The sequence below is a fragment of the Rhodococcus sp. 4CII genome (assembly GCF_014256275.1).
Classification (GTDB): domain Bacteria; phylum Actinomycetota; class Actinomycetes; order Mycobacteriales; family Mycobacteriaceae; genus Rhodococcus_F; species Rhodococcus_F wratislaviensis_A.
Window position 1 is genome coordinate 1,666,491 of sequence record NZ_JACCFE010000002.1, and the last position, 17,145, is coordinate 1,683,635.

Consider the following 17,145-nt stretch of genomic DNA (forward strand, 5'->3'; position numbering starts at 1 on the left):
ATGGCACGGCAGGCGTACGGGCAGTACTGCGGACTCGCGCACGCCCTGGACATCGTCGGACAACGCTGGGCGATGCTCATCGTCCGAGATCTGCTGGTCGGGCCACGGCGATACACCGATCTCAAACACGGTTTGCCCGGCATCCCGTCCAACATCCTGTCGGCCCGCCTGAAGGAACTCGAGGAAGCCGACGTGATCGCGCGCCGAGCCCTGCCCCGGCCGTCGAACGCCGTCGTCTACGAACTCACCGACTACGGCAACGCCCTGGAGGACGCCGTGACGTCGCTGGGGCGGTGGGGTGCGCGCACTCTCGGCGAACCCGGCCCCGACGACGTCGTGACCGTCGACTCCATGGTGATGGCCCTGCGGTCGACGTTCCACCCCGACGCCGCGCGGGACGTCACCCTCGCCTACGAACTGCGCCTCGGGCCGATCGTGCTGTCCGCCCGCATCGAGCGCGGCGAACTCGAGGTCGTCGAGGGCGCCGCCGAGCGGCCCGATCTCGTGATCGAGACCGGGCCGGCGATCAAGGCACTGATGGCGCGCGAGATCACCCCGGACGACGCAATCGCCGCCGGCAGTGTGGCTGTCACCGGCGACCCGGCACTACTCGCCACGTTCGCCGACATCTTCAGCATTCCCTGAAGTCCGACTCAGGCGGCGACACCGCGGGAGACCTGCGCGTCCAGCTCGCACCAGGCGGAGTGGTATCGCTCGAGGGTCACCGGATCGGCTTCCGCCAGAAGGGAATCGAGAAGGAGCCGCGGCTCGGCACGCCACGCCCGGACCACGTCCGCGACCGCACGGTTGGCGAACAGACCCGACCCGGTGACCGCAGACACCCACTCGTCGATCGCGCCCCGGTGAATCCGCTCGACGGCCTCCCGGCGGAACCCGCCGTCGACGAAGTCGAGGGAGAACATGGCGGCGACGAAATCACCGGTGGTCAACTGTACGACGTTCATGATGCGGCACCTTCCTGGAGTCGGGGGTTCGTCTCGGACGTAATCCGTTGGAACAACTGGTGATGCCGACGCTAATCGCCGATCGTGTGAGTTCTGTGATGCTTCTCTGAGATCTCGGCCGCGACGACCCGACAACAGGTGCGGCGACTTCGCGCGTCGTGAACTGGTAGACAGGCTCCATGCCTGACACCGAGATCACGTTCGACAGCGGTGCCGTCACCTACTACGGCAGCCTCCGCACTCCCGACCACGCGAACGGTGCGGCGCCCGCCGCGCTCCTGCTCGCCGGCAGCGGTCCCACCGATCGCAACGGCGACAGTGCGCTGCTCCCCGGTGACATCGGCACGCTCCGGTTTCTCGCAGACGTGCTCGAGCGGCACGGCATCGCGAGCCTGCGCTACGACAAGATCGGCAGCGGCGAGACCGCCCTCGGCCCGTACGAGGTCGAAGAGGTCGGCGGCCTCGGCTTCACCACCTTCGTCGACGCCGCGTCCGCCGGTCTGGACTTCCTGGCCGGCCGGCCCGGCGTCGACCCGTCGAAGCTGATCGTCATCGGTCACAGCGACGGCGGGCTCGTCGCCCTCGCCCTCGCGACCGCGGAGAACGAGTCGCGGGTTCGCGCGGTGGGACTGCTCGAACCGCTCAGTGTCCGGCTCCTCGATCTGCTCACCACGCAGATCCACGGCCAACTCGACGCCGTCGTCGGCGCCGGCCAACTGCCGGTGGAACTGGCCGACGAACTCCGGCTCGCGCTCGCGGACACCGTCGAATCGCTCCGCACGTCGGGCACGATTCCCGACAACCTTCCGGAGCCCCTGCAGAACGCCGGGCTCGTCCACGCCAACGCCAAGGCGCTCGCCGAGGAGGACGCCCTCGACCCCCGCGCGCTGGCCGGCCGGCTGCCCGCGGGATTCCCCGTCCTCACCAGCGGCTCCGCCAAGGACATCCAGGTGCAACTCGCGGACGTGGACGGCCTGAACGACGCCCTCGCGCACACCGCGCTGACGCCGGTGCGGATGACGAATGCCAATCATGTCCTGAAGGACGTCGGCGACCGCCCCTCCACCGGTCCGGATTATGTGGAACCGCTGCCCTTTTCGGCGGAGTTCACCGAACCGTTCAGCCGGTGGGTCGCCGGGCTCTGATCAGTTCCCGCCGGCCCCGGTGAGCACGGCCATCAGCGTGCTCGCCAGATCCGACACCAACCCGAGGTTCTTGTCGTTGACGAGATCCTGCAGTCCGTCGAGGCCGTTCACCTCGAGCAGCGGCTCGAGCATCTTCATCAACTCGGTGAACTGAGCCGAGTCCGGTGCCGTGGATTTCGGGTCGGTCGACTTCGGGCTCGCTTTCGGGGTGGTCGCCTTCGGCGTCGTGGTCGTCGCCGACGACGCGCTGTCCTCGCTCACCTCGGTGGTCGCGGTGTCGGCGGGAGCCGCGGCCAAGTCCTCCGACGGGGTCGATCCCGACCCTGTGAGCAGGTACGTGACGATGCCCGTGGTGATGGTGATCGCGTGCTTGAGCTGCCCGTCGGAGCTCTCCAGCTGGGCGGCGTCCTCCTTGTTCGAACCGTTCCCCATCTCCACGAACACCAGCGGAACCTGCGTCAGCGCCGGCCCGGCCACGTCGGCGCGGGTCTGCAGACCGTCGTTGACGCCGGCGTAGTTGGCGGGAACGAAGCCGTCGGACTTGTAGGCGTCGCGCATCATCTTCGACGCCTCGAGGCCGCCGCCGGACTGAGCGGCGTCCGCCTTCTCGTCCGGGATCGGCAGCGACGGGATGATCATGTGGAAACCGTGCTTGCTCGCGTCCTCACCCTGCGCCGTCGAGTCCGCGTGGATGCTCACCGCCAGATCTGCGTTCGATTCACTTGCCGCACGGGCCCTCTCGTCGATGCACCCACCCCAGCCGGTGTCGTCCTGACGGCTCTGGACGACCTTCGCGCCCAGACTCTCGAGGCTGCTCTTCACCAGCTGGGAGACGTTCCAGTTGATGGTGTGCTCGGGCACACCGCCCAGCGACGTCATGCCGCTCGTCTGGCAGTCCTTGGTGTTGCCGCGGCCGTCGTTCACCTGCTGAGCGAGGTCGTGGCCCTCGCTCGAACCCTGGTGACCGGGGTCGAGGAACACCGTCATCCCGGACAGCTCGTTGCCGGTGGCCGTCGCCGCGGGCTCCGCCGCACCCTGGGCAGGGAGGAGGACGGACGCACCGAGAACGCAGGCGCCGAGGCCGGCCGTGATCGCAAATCGGTTCATAACGGGGATGGGCGCACCGGCGCAGTCCGGGCGCCACTCTCCTTCCACAGGTGCCACTCGAGTCACATCAGCCCCGAGTGAATCAGCTGCACCGCACGTGCGTGCTCCTCGAGGCCAGATCGAGAGCAACCTGTGACCAAAGTGTGGGATTCGACAGACGCGGACCGAGAGGTGATCTTCCGGCGCAATCGCCCGTGTATCTGACGAATCCCTACGCGGATGTGAACGGGGCGGCAACTCTGGGCCAAGAGTCGCTGCTCAACCCTGCATTCCTGCGCAGCGGCCGGATAATGGAAGTGCAAACCCTCAACCGGTGCTGTACGGTCATCTACCAACCAGCAACGACACGCAGAAAGGTACGGCCATGATGCAGCTTCACGCGCTCTTCGCGTCCGTACCCGCATGGCGTTGCTGCTCCGCCGGCAAGCACATCACCAAGTTCGGCCCACCCCGAGAATGTTGAGACTCAACCAAGTCGTTCTCGGGCACCCAGGGCAAACCCCTCGGGTGCCTTTTCTTTTACCTTTCACTTTCAGGAGCACCATATGAAACTTCGCATCAACCAACTGTCCACGTCTCCCCCGTATATCGATCTGCCGGACGACCTCACCGGGTACGCGGTCACCCTCGACCTCTCGCACTGCGATGCCGCCCACGAGGCGTCACTCGGCGCGCTGATCAGTGAGGTCCGGAGCCGCGGCGCCGCCCGCGTGGTCATCACGGGTTCGCCACGCGAGCTCGAAGGCACCGGCCGCACTCACGGGGCCGCAGCAGCCTGACGACGCAGAACGGGCCCCGGCTAGCTGCCGAGACCCGTTCGTGCGCTACCGCGCTCTAGTGCGCGAAATGCCGCGCGCCGGTCAGGTACATGGTGATCCCGGCTTCCTTGGCCGCATCGATCACCTCGTTGTCGCGGACGGAACCACCCGGCTGCACGACGGCCTTGACGCCGGCGTTGGCGAGCACCTGCAGTCCGTCGGGGAACGGGAAGAACGCGTCCGACGCGCCCACCGACCCGACCACCCGGTCACCGGCACGCTGCACCGCGAGGTGCGCGGAGTCGACGCGGTTGACCTGGCCCATGCCGACGCCCACCGACGCACCATCGGAGGCGAGCAGGATGGCGTTGGATTTCACCGAACGGCACGCCCGCCACGCAAACTCGAGGTCCTTCAGCGTCTGCTCGTCGGCGGCGTCGCCGACGGCCAGGGTCCAGTTGGCCGGGTCGTCGCCTTCCGCGTCGAGCACGTCCCGCTCCTGGAGAAGCGCGCCACCCGATACGGGACGCAGTTCGATCCCCGTCGCGGTGGGAGCCTCGGCCAGGAGGACGCGAACGTTCTTCTTGCGCTGCAGCACACCGAGCGCACCGTCTGCGTAGGACGGGGCGATGATCACCTCGGTGAAGATCTCGGCGACCTGCTCCGCCATCTCCACGGTGACCTCACGGTTCGCGGCGATCACTCCGCCGTACGCGCTGACCGGATCGCAGGCGTGGGCCTTGCGGTGTGCCTCCGCGATGTCGGATCCGACCGCGATGCCGCACGGGTTCGCGTGCTTGATGATCGCGACGGCCGGCTCGCTGAAGTCGAACGCCGCACGCCAGGCCGCATCGCCGTCGGTGTAGTTGTTGTACGACATTTCCTTGCCGTGCAACTGCTGTGCCTGGGCGAGACCCGCAGGAGCGGCGGGGTTCACGTACAGCGCGGCGGCCTGGTGCGGGTTCTCGCCGTACCGCAGGACAGCCGACCGATCCCAGGTGGCGCCCACCCACTCGGGGAACTGCGAATCACCGGATTCGACCAGAGCGGACGTCATCCAGCTGGCGACCGCGACGTCGTACGACGCGGTGTGCTGGAACGCCTGCGCGGCGAGGGCGGTGCGCTCGGGCAGCGTGAAACCGCCGCCGGTGACGGCCGTGAGCACGTCGTCGTAGCGGGCGGGATCCACCACGACGGCGACCGACGGGTGGTTCTTCGCGGCGGCGCGCACCATGGACGGACCGCCGATATCGATCTGCTCGACGCACTCGTCGGGGGTCGCACCCGAGGCGACCGTCTGCGTGAACGGGTACAGGTTCACGATCACGAGCTGGAACGCCTCGATGCCGAGTTCCTCGAGCTGCGCGAGGTGCTCCGGCTTCCGGGTGTCCGCGAGGACGCCCGCGTGCACCCGCGGATGCAGGGTCTTGACCCGGCCCTCGAGGCATTCGGGGAAGCCGGTCAGCGCCTCGACGGGGGTGACCGGGATGCCGGCGTCGGCGATCTTCGCTGCCGTCGATCCTGTCGACACGAGCTCGACGCCTGCCTTGTGCAGGCCCGTAGCCAGTTCGACCAGACCGGTCTTGTCGTAGACGCTGACGAGCGCTCGGCGTACTGCCTTGCGTTCACTCACTGGGGATCACGGCCTTTCGTCCATCGGAAACAACTCCACGGGTGGCGACAGCGGCGATGACATCCGCCAACAACCGTCGCTCCACAGTCTTGATGCGCTCGTGCAGGGTCGACTCGTCGTCGCCGTCGAGCACCGGTACGGGTTCCTGCGCCAGGATCGGGCCGGTGTCCACACCCGCGTCCACGAGGTGGACGGTCGAACCCGACACCTTCACCCCGTACGCCAACGCGTCGGGGACCGCATGCGCGCCGGGAAAGGCGGGCAGCAACGCCGGATGCGTGTTGATGATGCGACCGCCGAACCGGTCCAGGAAGGCGGGTCCGAGGATCTTCATGAACCCCGCGGACACCACGAGCGACGGCTGGTGCGCCGCGACGGCCTCCGTCAGGGCGACATCCCAGGCGGAGCGGTCGGCGTAGTCACGGAGCCCGATCCGGAAGTGGGTGATGCCTGCGGATTCGGCGTGCCGGATGGCGTCGCAGTCGCGGTCGACGCCGACGGCGACGATCTCGGCGGGATACCCGTCGGCGTGGCTTGCCTCGATCAGCGACCTCAGGAGAGTTCCCGCGCCGGATGCGAGTACGACGATCCGCACGGGCTCGGACGTCACCGGCGAACCGGTCGTGGGCCTCAGGTGGTCACGCGAGGAAGTCAGCGCTCTACTCCTGAACAAATCGAAAGGCCGGGTTGAATCGAAAGACGGGTGAAAACGGGGGCGGTCGCATCGTGGACCGACCAAGAGCCTAGTCGCTGGGGGTTGCGGGCCTTCGGGGCAGGTCTGATTCGGGCGTCTCGCCGGAGTCGGCGGGACTGTCGGGATCTTCCGCCGACACGTCTTCCTCGACCTCCGCGTCCACCACGACGTCCGCTTCGACGCCGGTGTCCTGCGGTGCGATGGGCGCTGCCGGCGCTGCGGTGTCGTCGACGAGTTCGGCCTCGATCACCCGGCTCGCCGCGGCACCGGCGGGCACCTCCGGCTCCTCGACGGCCGGGGCGGCGATCGCCGGGACCTCCTCCGCGCCGGGGAGATGCGGCTCCTCGTCTTCTGCGTCGTCCTCGTCCTCGTCCTCAGCGCCCCTGCTCCGGATCCAGGCCACGATCACGGCCGTCACTGCCCCGGCGAGTCCGAGCCACGCGAACGTGAGCAGCCCGAACGCCCACCAGTTCAGTTCGACCGCCCCGAAGGCGCCGAGCCGGCCGCCGGACCCGAAACCGAGCACCGCCGTCACGACGCCTGCACCCGCCGCGGCGGTCAGCACGGTGAACAGGGCTTCCTGCCCGGCGACCCGGCGCCCGCAGTCGCGTCCGAGCATCACCCCGATCAGCAGCGGAATCACCAACAGGGCAGGCCACGCGCCACCCGCCACACCATCCGGCACGGCGCCGAGCAGCGGCAACGGTGGCAGCGAACCACCCACGTTCCCGAAAACACTGACCGAGACGTCCCCGATCTGCGCGGTCCCTCCCATCACCGCGGCCGCGGCACCCAACACGACATTCGGCAGGTACAGCACCGACAGGATCGTCAGTCCGAGCGTTCCGACGACACCGTCGCCACGTTCGAGCAGCAGACCGACCGTCGACCACTCCATCACCAGCGAGATCGTGACCACGAGCGCGCCCGCCCCGAGAATCGCCGCCATCGCACGCAGTCCCGGCCGCACCGCGTCCCGGACCCACGACGGAACCGCCGCACGTAGCGTCGGCCACATCGCGACCGTCACGCCGATCGACGCCGCGAGCCCATGCACGAACAGCACCCACCCGAACGCGGCGAGCGTGTTCGGCGACGACAACGGGATCACCGCCGACGCATCCGCGATGACGGCGAGGGCGATGGCCGTCACCACCAGCGGACCCGCCACCGCGGCGCCGATCACCCGCAGGGCGTGCCGCCGCGACGACGCCGGATCCACCACCGCAGCGCATCCGCGGGCCACCGCCCACACCATCCCCGCGGTCGGGATCAGCGGAAGGACACCGAGGGTCGTGCCGTCGATGGTCACCGGCACCTGGTGAATCGCCAGCCACGACGCGGCGATGGCGCCGAACGTTCCGGTGAGGTCGCTGTTCGCCACCACGAGGGTGACGACGATCAGAGCGGACAGCAGGACGACGGTGACCCCCGCCGGCCGGAACGCCACCGCGAGCAGCGCACGCGCCTCGTCGGTGTCGGGCACGGGTCGCTGACGCGGCGCGCGCCGCTCGTCGCCACGACCCGCGCGGCGCCCGTCGACAGTGCGGGCGCGCGGCTCGTCGACACCGCCGGCCCGGCGGCGCGCACCACCCTGTGCGGCGCGCTGCACACGATCAACCAAAGAACTCATCCCCTCGAGAGTGGCACTCCGACGCCGCGACAGCGGTCAGGCGCGCCGCACAGAAGTGGCCTCCGACCACGCTCGGTCAGAGGCCACCTGCTGGTTGGGCCGCTACTTGTCGTCCCTGTCGGCACGCGTGTCGAATGCCTGGGTCGGCGCGCTGTGCCCCTCCGATTCGGGCTTCTCCGCCGATTCCGCCTGCTGCGCCTCGGTGGACGGCTGCTCGCCGTATTCCAGCGTGCGCTCCACCGGCGAGGACTCCGGCTGCGAGCCATATGCCGGTGCCGCGTGCTGTGCGGAGCCGTAACTCGTCCCGGCCGGGTACTGCGAGCCGGGGGTTCCCGTGGTCTGCGACGGCTGAGACGGGGTCGACGGCTGCGAGTACCCCGGGTACTGGGGCTGTTGGTATGCGGTGGTCGGGGCGTCGTACGACGTGGATCCGGCACTCGCGCCGGATCCGTAACCCTGCTGGGGCTGCGACGGCTGGCCGTAACCCTGACCGTATCCCGGCTGGCTCTGCGACGGCTGCCCCTGCGGGGCCTGACCGTAACCCTGCTGGCCGTATGGCTGATTCGGCTGGCCGTAGCCGGGCTGCGCCTGCCCCTGCCCCTGCTGCTGTCCGTAACCCTGCGGAACGCCCTGGCCGTAGCCGCCCTGCGGCTGCTGCCCGTACGACTGCGGAGCCTGACCGTAACCCTGCGAGCCACTCTGGCCGTACCCCTGCGGAGCCTGGCCCGGCTGACCGTAACCCGCGGTCGCGGCGGGCCGGGGTGCAGGCTGCTTGAGCACGCCGAGGTCGAACAGCACGGCCGCGACCGCGACCGCCGACTGGATGAACCCGAGAACGAGGATCGCGATTGCGCCCCAACCGGAGTCCGCGTCGACGTTGAGGTAGACGAACAGCGCGAGCACCCAGCCGGCGACGGACGCCGCGGCTGCCGCGCCCGCGTAGGACTGCTTCGGGAGGAGGGACACCGCCGCGAGCAGACCGCCGAGGAACAGAAGTCCGAGCCCGTCCGTGTTGGCTTCGAACGAGTTCACGGACTCGCGAGCCAAGGTGGCGTACGGCGCGAACCCGAGCAGCAGGTTGAGGACACCGAGGGCGGCGACACCGATCAGAAGGAAGAAGCCCAGGCCTTTCGAATCTCCCCCTGCAGTCGGTTGCGCGGGCGGCCCGTAATTCGGCCCTCCGGGCGTGAACGTCATGACTTCTCCTAGTCGACAAGTGGTCGTCGGCGTGCGCTCTTCCGACGCTAGCGTCTACGTACATCTCATACTATCCGCCACCGGTGTGGCGGGCGCCTGAGATGGACGTGCGCCACGGCTACCCGCATCACCGTGCGGTGGTGTGGGTTTGACCGTGTCCCACACCGACGCTTGTGATGCAGGAACATGCTTCCGACGCCGGCGGCGGTATGCGAGCGCGGCGACCGTGGCGGCGGGCGGACTGCGCGGCCCGGTTGTTGTTGGCCCGTCCGTGCCCGCGGCGGCGTAGTCGGTGACCTGGTGGGCGAAGTGGAATTCGAGTTCCCGGTTGATCTCGCCGCTCTCGGCGCCTACCGCGGTGCGGTGGGCGTCGAGGACGGCGATCATCTCCTCGAGCTGTGCGCGGACCTCGAGTAGAGCGGTGGCGGCGAGTTGCGTCAACCGGGCTGCCTTGCGGTGCAGCATTTGGCCTCCGGCTTGCAGGCGTGCCAGTTTGATCCCGAGGCCGCGGTCGTCGTAGGTCCAACCCTGGTAATCCGAGGACGACCCGTCAAGGTTTTCGGCGGTGATGGCGGCGGCACCCAGAGTCGACGGGGACCAGTCGACTCCGACCGCGACGGAGGCCGATTTCAGGTCCTCGGTTTCAGGTCGTCGGCGGGGATGGGCCACTGCGCCCGCCCGGCCGGTGTTGGGCTGGTGGGCAGCTTCACCGTCAACACCAGCTCACCGCCTGCCACGGCAAGCTGCGCGAGCTGCCGATCGGCGGCCGACAGTCGGGCCGTCGCGTTGGTCTGCGGCGGACCCTGGACGTCGGTGATCCGCAACCGGCCGGCCGGCACACCGTCGATGCGGCGGGCGTGTGCGGCGAGCTGGCGCAGTGCTCCCCGGGCGAAGCCCGCCGGAACAAAGTCGGCGGCGGAGGTGGGTGTGGTCAGACGACCGGTGGCCGGGTCGAAACGCTGAGAGAGCGCCGTGATCGCGGTGTCTCGGTATGCCAGGGTCTGCAGGGTCGCCACCACCTGCGCCGTCACCACCCGGGTCACCCACGACGGCACGTAGACCCCATCCGGATAGCGCGGATGCCACGCGAGACGGGCCGCGGCGACATGACCCTGCCACCCCACCCGGATGTCTACGTCGCCGAGGCCGATCGGCTCGCCGGTCGCGTCGTCGACCGCCGTACACGGGCGGGTGGTGAACGCGAACTGCCGCGGCGCAGTCGATCCCGGCCTGGTCATGCCGGGCGTGATTCACGACCAGCGAGCACTCCCGCGGCAGAAGAACAACCGCGACCTCCCGAGGTCCTCACCGATGACCCCTTCCCCCACCGTGCGGCGGTATCGCCCCGAAACCGGCGCTGAAGAAGCCAGCGTTGAAACTGCCTCAACCACAGCTGTATACAACCGGCCGGACAATGATGCCAGCAGCTCTCCCGACCGGCCCAGCCAGGGGCGCCGAGGTCCACGAACACAGTTCAGTCTCCCGACCGGCCCAGCCAGGGGCGCCGAGGTCCACGAACACAGTTCAATCTCCCGAAACCGGTTCGCCGAGAAACCAACCAACCCCCAAAGCCCGCCCTGCGCGTCCTCCTAACCGACGGGCCAAAAGCATTCCGCAGCTCACCAATTCGCGTCGTGGATAGTGCCAGAACATACCGGAGATTACGAGATATCGAGGCACAGGTGAGAGCCTACGGATACCCGTCGGTCACTGCCCTGCGCCGCGGCCGCGACGCGGCGAACAGCGCGGGAGAGAATGGTCCGGTGCCGTTCACCCTCGCTCCCCGCACCGCCGATCTCACCCTCGAGACGGAGGTGAAGCACTCACGGTTCATCGCCGCCCTGCGTCGGGTCGAGAACACGGACGCGGCGCAGGCGTTCGTCGACGATCAGCGGCGCGCGTATCCCGATGCGCGACATCACTGTTCGGCATACATCGTCGGCAACGGACCCAGCGACCGGGTCGAGCGCGCAAGCGACGACGGCGAACCCGGTGGCACCGCGGGCATTCCGATGCTGCAGGTGCTCAAGGCCCGGGATCTCGTCGACGTCGCGGTGGTCGTGACGCGGTACTTCGGGGGAATCAAACTGGGGGCGGGCGGGCTGGTGCGCGCCTACTCGGGCGCGGTGGCCGCCGCCCTGGATGCGGCTCCGCTCGTCCGCAGAGAGCGTCGCCACCTGTACACCCTCGCGGTCGGGCACGCGGACGCGGGACGCGTCGAGGCGGAACTGCGTGGGCGGGGCGTCGTCGTGGTCGACACGGCGTACGCAGAAGCCGCGGTCCTCACGCTCGCGGCGCGGGACTCTGCCGAACTGGCCGATCTGGTCGCTGCCGTCACGTCGGGGACGGGGACACTCGATCCGGCCGGAGAGATGTGGGTCGACGCCTGAACGACCCGTGCGCCCTTCCGGTAGCAGGAGCTACCAGAAAGGCGCACGAGCCCGAAGGGCCTAGGCCTGGACGGACAGGCTCTGCAGGATCTCGCGAGCGAGCGCAGCGGTCTCGGACGGCGTCTTGCCGACCTTCACGCCGGCAGCCTCGAGGGCGTCCTTCTTGGCCTGCGCGGTGCCCGAGGAGCCGGAGACGATGGCGCCTGCGTGGCCCATGGTCTTGCCCTCGGGGGCGGTGAAGCCCGCGACGTAGCCGACGACCGGCTTCGTGACGTTGGCCTTGATGTAGTCGGCGGCACGCTCCTCGGCGTCGCCACCGATCTCGCCGATCATCACGATGACCTTGGTCTCGGGGTCCTTCTCGAACGCCTCGATGGCGTCGATGTGGGTGGTGCCGATGACCGGGTCGCCGCCGATGCCGATGGCGGTGGAGAAGCCGAAGTCACGCAGCTCGAACATCATCTGGTAGGTCAGCGTGCCCGACTTGGAGACGAGACCGATCGGGCCGGTGCCGGCGATGTTGGCCGGGGTGATGCCGACCAGCGACTCGCCCGGGGTGATGATGCCGGGGCAGTTGGGTCCGATGATGCGGGTCTTGTTGCCCTTGGAGACGTTGTACGCCCAGGCGTACGCCGAGTCCTGGACCGGGATGCCCTCGGTGATGACCACGAGCAGCGGGATCTCCGCGTCGATGGCCTCGACGATGGCGTCCTTGGCGAAGGCCGGGGGAACGAACGCGATCGAGACGTCCGCGCCGGTCTTCTCGATGGCCTCGGCGACGGTGCCGAAGACGGGCAGTTCGACGCCGCCGTCGTGGGTCACGGTGGTGCCGGCCTTACGGGCGTTGACACCGCCGACGACCTGGGTGCCGGCCTTGAGCATCAGCGCGGTGTGCTTCGTGCCCTCGCCGCCGGTGATGCCCTGGACGATGACCTTGGAGTCCTTGGTCAGGAAGATAGCCATGTTTTTTGAGTCCCTTTACTTTGCGGCGAAGGCCAGCTCGGCAGCCTTGTCGGCAGCCTCGTCCATGGTTCCGACGACCGTGACCAGCGGGTGAGCGGCCTCGGCGAGGATGCGACGACCCTCTTCGACGTTGTTGCCGTCCAGACGGACGACCAGCGGCTTGTTGGCCTCGTCACCCAGCGTCTTCAGGGCGCCGACGATGCCGTTGGCGACCGCGTCACACGCGGTGATGCCACCGAAAACGTTCACGAACACGCTCTTGACCTGCGCGTCGTTCAGGATGACGTCCAGGCCGTTCGCCATGACCTCTGCGGAGGCGCCGCCACCGATGTCGAGGAAGTTGGCCGGCTTCACGCCACCGTGCTTCTCACCTGCGTAGGCAACGACGTCCAGGGTCGACATGACCAGACCGGCGCCGTTACCGATGATGCCGACCTCACCGTCGAGCTTGACGTAGTTGAGGTCGTTTTCCTTGGCCTTGAGCTCGAGCGGGTCGGTGGCGTCCTTGTCCTCGAACGCCTCGTGGCCGGGCTGACGGAACGCGGCGTTCTCGTCCAGCGTGACCTTGCCGTCGAGAGCGAGGATCTGGTCGTCCGGCGTGCGGACGAGCGGGTTGACCTCGACGAGGAGAGCGTCTTCGTTGATGAAGACCTCCCACAGCTTCTGGATCGTCACGGCCGCTGCGTCGAGCACCTCGGCGGGCAGCTTTCCTGCCTCGGCGATGCTGCGCGCGAACGCGAGGTCGACGCCCTTGACGGCGTCCACGGGGATCTTCGCGAGGGCGTCGGGGTTCTCCTCGGCGGTGACCTCGATCTCGACGCCACCCTCGACCGAGCACATCGCCAGGTAGGTGCGGTTGGTGCGGTCGAGCAGGAAGGAGATGTAGTACTCCTCGGCGATGTCGCTCGCCTCTGCGACCAGCAGCTTCTTGACGACGTGACCCTTGATGTCGAGGCCCAGGATCGCCTCGGCGTTGGCCTGCGCTGCATCTGCGTCGGCGGAGTACTTGACGCCGCCCGCCTTGCCGCGGCCGCCGACCTTGACCTGCGCCTTGACCATCACGGGCTTGCCGATTTCTTCGGCAATCTCGCGTGCACCGGCGACCGTGTCGGTAACACGTCCAGCCGAAGTCGGCACCTCGTGCTTGGCGAAGAGTTCCTTCGCCTGGTATTCGAAGAGATCCATCTGCTCACCGTCTCGTCTGCGTTGACGCCCGCTCGAGGGGTAGGAGCGGGTCTGTTTTGGACTTTAACCAGTTGCCGGGCCCGGTCCGCGCCCGCGTGTCTGCTATGTGGTCCACATCACGCGAGATCACGCACTGAGGCGAGCCTCACGAGAAGCACTGAGGCGAGCCTCACCAGAAGCACTGAGGCGGGCCTCACCGCTGAACACGGGGCGGACCTCACCGATTTCGGCTGCGTGTCGTGAGGGCCGCGGCAGCCGTAATCAACACTATGCCCACTGTTGCCGGGACGACACCGGCCCCCACTGCGGGATTGGTCACCCTCGCGGCGGTGAGCGGCCACGACAGCACGTATACCCCCACGGCGACGGCCGAACCGACCAGCAGCGCAACCGCCCGGGCGGGCCGGGATCGTGAGGCGACGATCACGGCCAGGACCACCGCGACGCCCAGCAGGACGCGGCCCCACACGTCGAGGTTCCACGGGACCTCCGCGAACGACGCGGGGGCGTACTCGTCGCCGCGCGCGTCGGTCCCGTGGAAGAGCGGCAGTCCCAGTCCGGCGACCGCGGCGACCGCGCCGAGACCGCCGACGGCGAGGACCGCGATCGACGTGGACGGTTCCTCGGAGGTGTCGATCTCCTCCCGTTCCGCCGAACCGGCGAACCACGTCAGCACTCCGGTGATTCCGGCCGTGACGGCCGCGCCCCACAGCAGGACGGCGCCCACTCCGGCACCGATTCCCGGCACGTCGGTGGCGAGCACCACGGACTGCGACACCGCGGCGACGGAGAACGGGATCGTCACCCACAGCACCCCGACCGCAGGTCGGACGGCGGACGCGAATTCCGACAGCAGCAACCACACGCAGCCGACCACGAGGACGAGCGCGGCGACGAGCACGACCCGGGTGGCGTAGACGTCGGGGCGGGCGATGCCCGCGGGAGTGTCGAGGACGGGCAGCAGCGCCCCGGCGGCGGCGAGCACGGTGGTGACGATTCCGGCGATGCCTGCGGCGACGTGCCATCGGGCGATGCGGGCGCGCGCCGCGGCGGCTTCGGCCCGCAGCGCCGCCTTGGCGACGCCCTTCGCGGACGGCGTGACGGCGCCCGCCTTCCCCGGCACGCCCGGCGCCGGAGCGGAGGGTGACGTGGCGGCGAGCGTCTTCGCGATCCTGGCGTCGCGAGCCCGGTCGATCATCGGGAGGAAGAATCCGACCACAACGAGGACGCCGGCGCCGACGGTCCCCCACACCGCGCCGGGCCCGGGTTGGATCCGCTCACCGGCGGCGAGCCCGGCGACCAGGCGGGTGCCGACCACACCGAGCGCGCACAGTCCTGCCCCGACGAGGGCGCCGGACGCGACGGGTGGCGAGATGGACGCCAGCGCGGAGGCGACGACGATCAGAATTGCCGCGGCCACCAGGCCGGCACCGGCAGACGCGGCGAGATCCGATTCGACGACCGTCTGGACGAGGACCACCGGATCCTCGGACACGAACGCGGGAGCGAACAGGGCGCCGACGAGCACGACGGCCGCGGCCACCGCGACGGCGGACGGCAGGAAACCCACCCGGGCGCCCGTGGCCCGCCCTACCTGTTCGGAACTGCGGGCGTCGCCGTACCCGTCCGTCAGGGACATCCGGTGCACCGTGACCATGCCGAGCAGGCCGGCGGCGGCGACGAGGACGTGCCCGGCGAGCGCCGCGTACGCACCCGACCCGGCGGCGAGTTCGGCCGCCGTCGCCGGCCGGAAGAGTTCGAGCCGATTGGCGTCGATGGCGTCGGTCCACAGCTGCGTGTCGAGCACGGCGGCGCCGATGGAGACCGCGCCGGCGCCAGCCAACACCGCGCCCGCCACCGCGGTGCGCCGGGCCACTACGGCCAGGACGGCGATTACGGGCGCGGCGACGGCGAATACGGCGGCGCACAGTGCGGCCGAGCCGATCCCGGACGGGGCGGCCGTTCCGTCCACCGATCGGACCGCCTGCAGAACGGGCGCCGACGCCACTCCCAGACCCCCGACGAGACCCAGGACGACCGCGACGATGCATCCCCGCCGGGCCCGTGCGGGATCGGGTTCCTCCAGAACCGTCGAGCCGGTGCCGCCGGACGAGGGAATGCGTTCGGGCTCGGCTCTACGCCCGTCCGGGGATCGAGTAGATGACGCCACAGGCCGACGCTAGCGCTTTCCCACCACCTACCCCGGGATGTGACACGCGCCCGCGGCGTGCGAGATTGAACCGAGACGAAAAGTGGGTTCGACGTTTCCCCAGCTCAGTTTGTGATGCCCGTCACATGTAGCCGTTCCTCCGCGTTACAGGTTGCGCGCATCGCAACCGTTTCGTTACCGTCGCCAAGTCTAAGTCACAGGCAGGTCACGAGCAGGAGGACGGACGGGCGTATGCACCATCGCAGCCAGTTCACGGCCAGCCGTTTTGTGAGTCACCACGATGACGAGTTGCGGGGTCACAAGGACGAAGTCACGCCCACGCATCCCCCGAGGTCGGTCGAGCATTATCCCGAGACCGACAGTTCTGAGATCTCGCGCATGTTCTTCCGCAATTCGCAGTCCCCCCGCTCCACCACCGACAGCGTCGACGCCCCCACCGGCTTCGAGACCGTCGACACCGAGTCCGAGATTCCCGGCTTCACCCCCCGCAGCGGTTCCGAGTCCTTCGAGGGCACACCCTCCCACTCCCGCCGCGGAGCCCACCGCATCCCGACTCCCCCCTCCGCTCTCAAAGGTCGCGCCGCAGTCCTCGCTGTCGCCGCCGGCGCCGTAGTCGCCGCCGGCCAGGCCGCCATCACCAACGGATCCTCCAGCTCCTCCGATCACTCCGAGGTCGCCCTCGCCAGTGACGAGTCGAGCGCCATCGGAACCACCGCCGAGCCGCAGGCCGCGCAGTTCTCCACGGTCGCCGACACCGCCGCGTCCGACTCCAGCGCGCCGCAGGTCCTCAACATCGCGAACCCGACCGACCTGTCGCAGTTCAGCAACCTCCTCGCCAAGGGACAGCGTTTCAGCGAAGAGCGCGCCGCCCGCGAAGCGGCTGCCCGCCGCCCGCTGTTCGTACTTCCCGCGGTCGGAACGTTCACCTCCAACTTCGGAACCCGCTGGGGCACCCTGCACGCGGGCGTCGACATCGCCGCCCCCATCGGCACCCCCATCGTGGCCGTCGCCGACGGCGAGGTCATCGACTCGGGTCCGGCGTCCGGATTCGGCATGTGGGTCCGCCTCAAGCACGCCGACGGCACCATCACCGTCTACGGCCACATCAACACCTCCACCGTCACCGTCGGCCAGAAGGTCATGGCGGGCGACCAGATCGCGACTGTCGGCAACCGCGGCTTCTCCACCGGCCCGCACCTGCATTTCGAGGTTCACCTCGCCGGCGAGAACAAGATCGATCCCCTGCCCTGGCTGGCCTCCCGCGGCATCAGCCTCGGCCCCGAGATGGACTGACCGGACCTCTCC

14 protein-coding genes and 1 pseudogene are annotated in these 17,145 nt (G+C 69.1%); 5 read left to right on the forward strand and 10 right to left on the reverse strand.

Going from position 1 to position 17,145, the window contains the following annotated elements:
* Entirely contained in the window at nucleotides 1-645 is a 645-nt protein-coding gene (locus H0B43_RS08655; protein ID WP_185728294.1) for a winged helix-turn-helix transcriptional regulator, read from the forward strand.
* A gap of 8 nt (nucleotides 646-653) precedes the next feature.
* Here H0B43_RS08655 and H0B43_RS08660 read toward each other — a convergent pair whose 3' ends face one another.
* Nucleotides 654-965 carry a hypothetical protein gene (locus H0B43_RS08660; RefSeq protein WP_185728293.1) on the reverse strand — a complete coding sequence of 104 codons (312 nt, stop codon included), beginning with the start codon at nucleotides 963-965 and terminating at the stop codon, nucleotides 654-656.
* A 179-nt stretch (nucleotides 966-1,144) separates the two neighbouring features.
* On the opposite strand from H0B43_RS08660, the gene H0B43_RS08665 reads away from it, so the two are divergent.
* Nucleotides 1,145-2,110: an alpha/beta hydrolase gene (locus tag H0B43_RS08665; protein ID WP_185728292.1), complete on the forward strand. Its 966-nt coding sequence runs from the start codon at nucleotides 1,145-1,147 to the stop codon at nucleotides 2,108-2,110.
* On the opposite strand, the gene H0B43_RS08670 is transcribed toward H0B43_RS08665, so the two are convergent.
* Nucleotides 2,111-3,217, reverse strand: coding sequence for an N-acetylmuramoyl-L-alanine amidase (locus H0B43_RS08670; protein WP_185728291.1), 1,107 nt, complete (start codon nucleotides 3,215-3,217; stop codon nucleotides 2,111-2,113).
* Between the two features lie 545 nt (nucleotides 3,218-3,762).
* Between H0B43_RS08670 and H0B43_RS08675 the strand changes: the two genes are divergently transcribed.
* Nucleotides 3,763-3,996: a hypothetical protein gene (locus H0B43_RS08675; protein ID WP_185728290.1), complete on the forward strand. Its 234-nt coding sequence runs from the start codon at nucleotides 3,763-3,765 to the stop codon at nucleotides 3,994-3,996.
* Nucleotides 3,997-4,051: 55 nt separating this feature from the next.
* On the opposite strand, the gene purH is transcribed toward H0B43_RS08675, so the two are convergent.
* The 5 genes and pseudogenes from purH to H0B43_RS08700 form a co-directional block, all read right to left on the reverse strand.
* The gene (purH, locus tag H0B43_RS08680; RefSeq protein ID WP_185728289.1) at nucleotides 4,052-5,608 is read right to left on the reverse strand and encodes a bifunctional phosphoribosylaminoimidazolecarboxamide formyltransferase/IMP cyclohydrolase; all 1,557 of its coding nucleotides are present in this window, start codon (nucleotides 5,606-5,608) and stop codon (nucleotides 4,052-4,054) included.
* The gene (gene purN, locus H0B43_RS08685; RefSeq protein WP_185728288.1) at nucleotides 5,601-6,281 is read right to left on the reverse strand and encodes a phosphoribosylglycinamide formyltransferase; all 681 of its coding nucleotides are present in this window, start codon (nucleotides 6,279-6,281) and stop codon (nucleotides 5,601-5,603) included. Before purN ends, purH begins: the two co-directional genes overlap by 8 nt.
* Nucleotides 6,282-6,351: 70 nt before the next feature.
* The gene (locus tag H0B43_RS08690; protein ID WP_185730057.1) at nucleotides 6,352-7,926 is read right to left on the reverse strand and encodes a DUF6350 family protein; all 1,575 of its coding nucleotides are present in this window, start codon (nucleotides 7,924-7,926) and stop codon (nucleotides 6,352-6,354) included.
* A 111-nt stretch (nucleotides 7,927-8,037) separates the two neighbouring features.
* On the reverse strand, nucleotides 8,038-9,132 hold the full coding sequence (locus H0B43_RS08695) for a DUF5336 domain-containing protein (protein ID WP_185728287.1): 1,095 nt from the start codon (nucleotides 9,130-9,132) through the stop codon (nucleotides 8,038-8,040).
* Nucleotides 9,133-9,186: 54 nt separating this feature from the next.
* Nucleotides 9,187-10,370, reverse strand: a pseudogene (locus tag H0B43_RS08700) (hypothetical protein).
* Nucleotides 10,371-10,895: 525 nt separating this feature from the next.
* Between H0B43_RS08700 and H0B43_RS08705 the strand changes: the two are divergent.
* Nucleotides 10,896-11,522: a YigZ family protein gene (locus tag H0B43_RS08705; RefSeq protein WP_185730056.1), complete on the forward strand. Its 627-nt coding sequence runs from the start codon at nucleotides 10,896-10,898 to the stop codon at nucleotides 11,520-11,522.
* Between the two features lie 60 nt (nucleotides 11,523-11,582).
* Here the strand turns inward: H0B43_RS08705 and sucD are convergent, their stop codons facing one another.
* The 3 genes from sucD to H0B43_RS08720 form a co-directional block, all read right to left on the reverse strand.
* The gene (gene sucD / locus H0B43_RS08710) at nucleotides 11,583-12,485 is read right to left on the reverse strand and encodes a succinate--CoA ligase subunit alpha (protein ID WP_185728286.1); all 903 of its coding nucleotides are present in this window, start codon (nucleotides 12,483-12,485) and stop codon (nucleotides 11,583-11,585) included.
* Nucleotides 12,486-12,500: 15 nt separating this feature from the next.
* Entirely contained in the window at nucleotides 12,501-13,670 is a 1,170-nt protein-coding gene (sucC, locus tag H0B43_RS08715) for an ADP-forming succinate--CoA ligase subunit beta (RefSeq protein ID WP_005238541.1), read from the reverse strand.
* A 217-nt stretch (nucleotides 13,671-13,887) separates the two neighbouring features.
* Nucleotides 13,888-15,840 (reverse strand): hypothetical protein, encoded by a 1,953-nt coding sequence (locus tag H0B43_RS08720; RefSeq protein ID WP_185728285.1) that lies wholly within the window; start codon nucleotides 15,838-15,840, stop codon nucleotides 13,888-13,890.
* 231 nt (nucleotides 15,841-16,071) lie between these two features.
* Between H0B43_RS08720 and H0B43_RS08725 the strand changes: the two genes are divergently transcribed.
* The gene (locus tag H0B43_RS08725) at nucleotides 16,072-17,133 is read left to right on the forward strand and encodes a M23 family metallopeptidase (protein WP_185728284.1); all 1,062 of its coding nucleotides are present in this window, start codon (nucleotides 16,072-16,074) and stop codon (nucleotides 17,131-17,133) included.
* The last annotated feature ends 12 nt before the right edge of the window (nucleotides 17,134-17,145 follow it).

What these genes read in the sequence shown, in the direction of transcription:
- H0B43_RS08695 (WP_185728287.1), bottom strand. Translation starts at nt 9,132, where the DNA reads ATGACGTTCACGCCCGGAGGGCCGAATTACGGGCCGCCCGCGCAACCG.
- sucC (WP_005238541.1), bottom strand. Translation starts at nt 13,670, where the DNA reads ATGGATCTCTTCGAATACCAGGCGAAGGAACTCTTCGCCAAGCACGAG.
- H0B43_RS08725 (WP_185728284.1), top strand. Translation starts at nt 16,072, where the DNA reads ATGCACCATCGCAGCCAGTTCACGGCCAGCCGTTTTGTGAGTCACCAC.
- H0B43_RS08655 (WP_185728294.1), top strand. Translation starts at nt 1, where the DNA reads ATGGCACGGCAGGCGTACGGGCAGTACTGCGGACTCGCGCACGCCCTG.
- H0B43_RS08665 (WP_185728292.1), top strand. Translation starts at nt 1,145, where the DNA reads ATGCCTGACACCGAGATCACGTTCGACAGCGGTGCCGTCACCTACTAC.
- H0B43_RS08660 (WP_185728293.1), bottom strand. Translation starts at nt 965, where the DNA reads ATGAACGTCGTACAGTTGACCACCGGTGATTTCGTCGCCGCCATGTTC.
- sucD (WP_185728286.1), bottom strand. Translation starts at nt 12,485, where the DNA reads ATGGCTATCTTCCTGACCAAGGACTCCAAGGTCATCGTCCAGGGCATC.
- H0B43_RS08675 (WP_185728290.1), top strand. Translation starts at nt 3,763, where the DNA reads ATGAAACTTCGCATCAACCAACTGTCCACGTCTCCCCCGTATATCGAT.
- H0B43_RS08670 (WP_185728291.1), bottom strand. Translation starts at nt 3,217, where the DNA reads ATGAACCGATTTGCGATCACGGCCGGCCTCGGCGCCTGCGTTCTCGGT.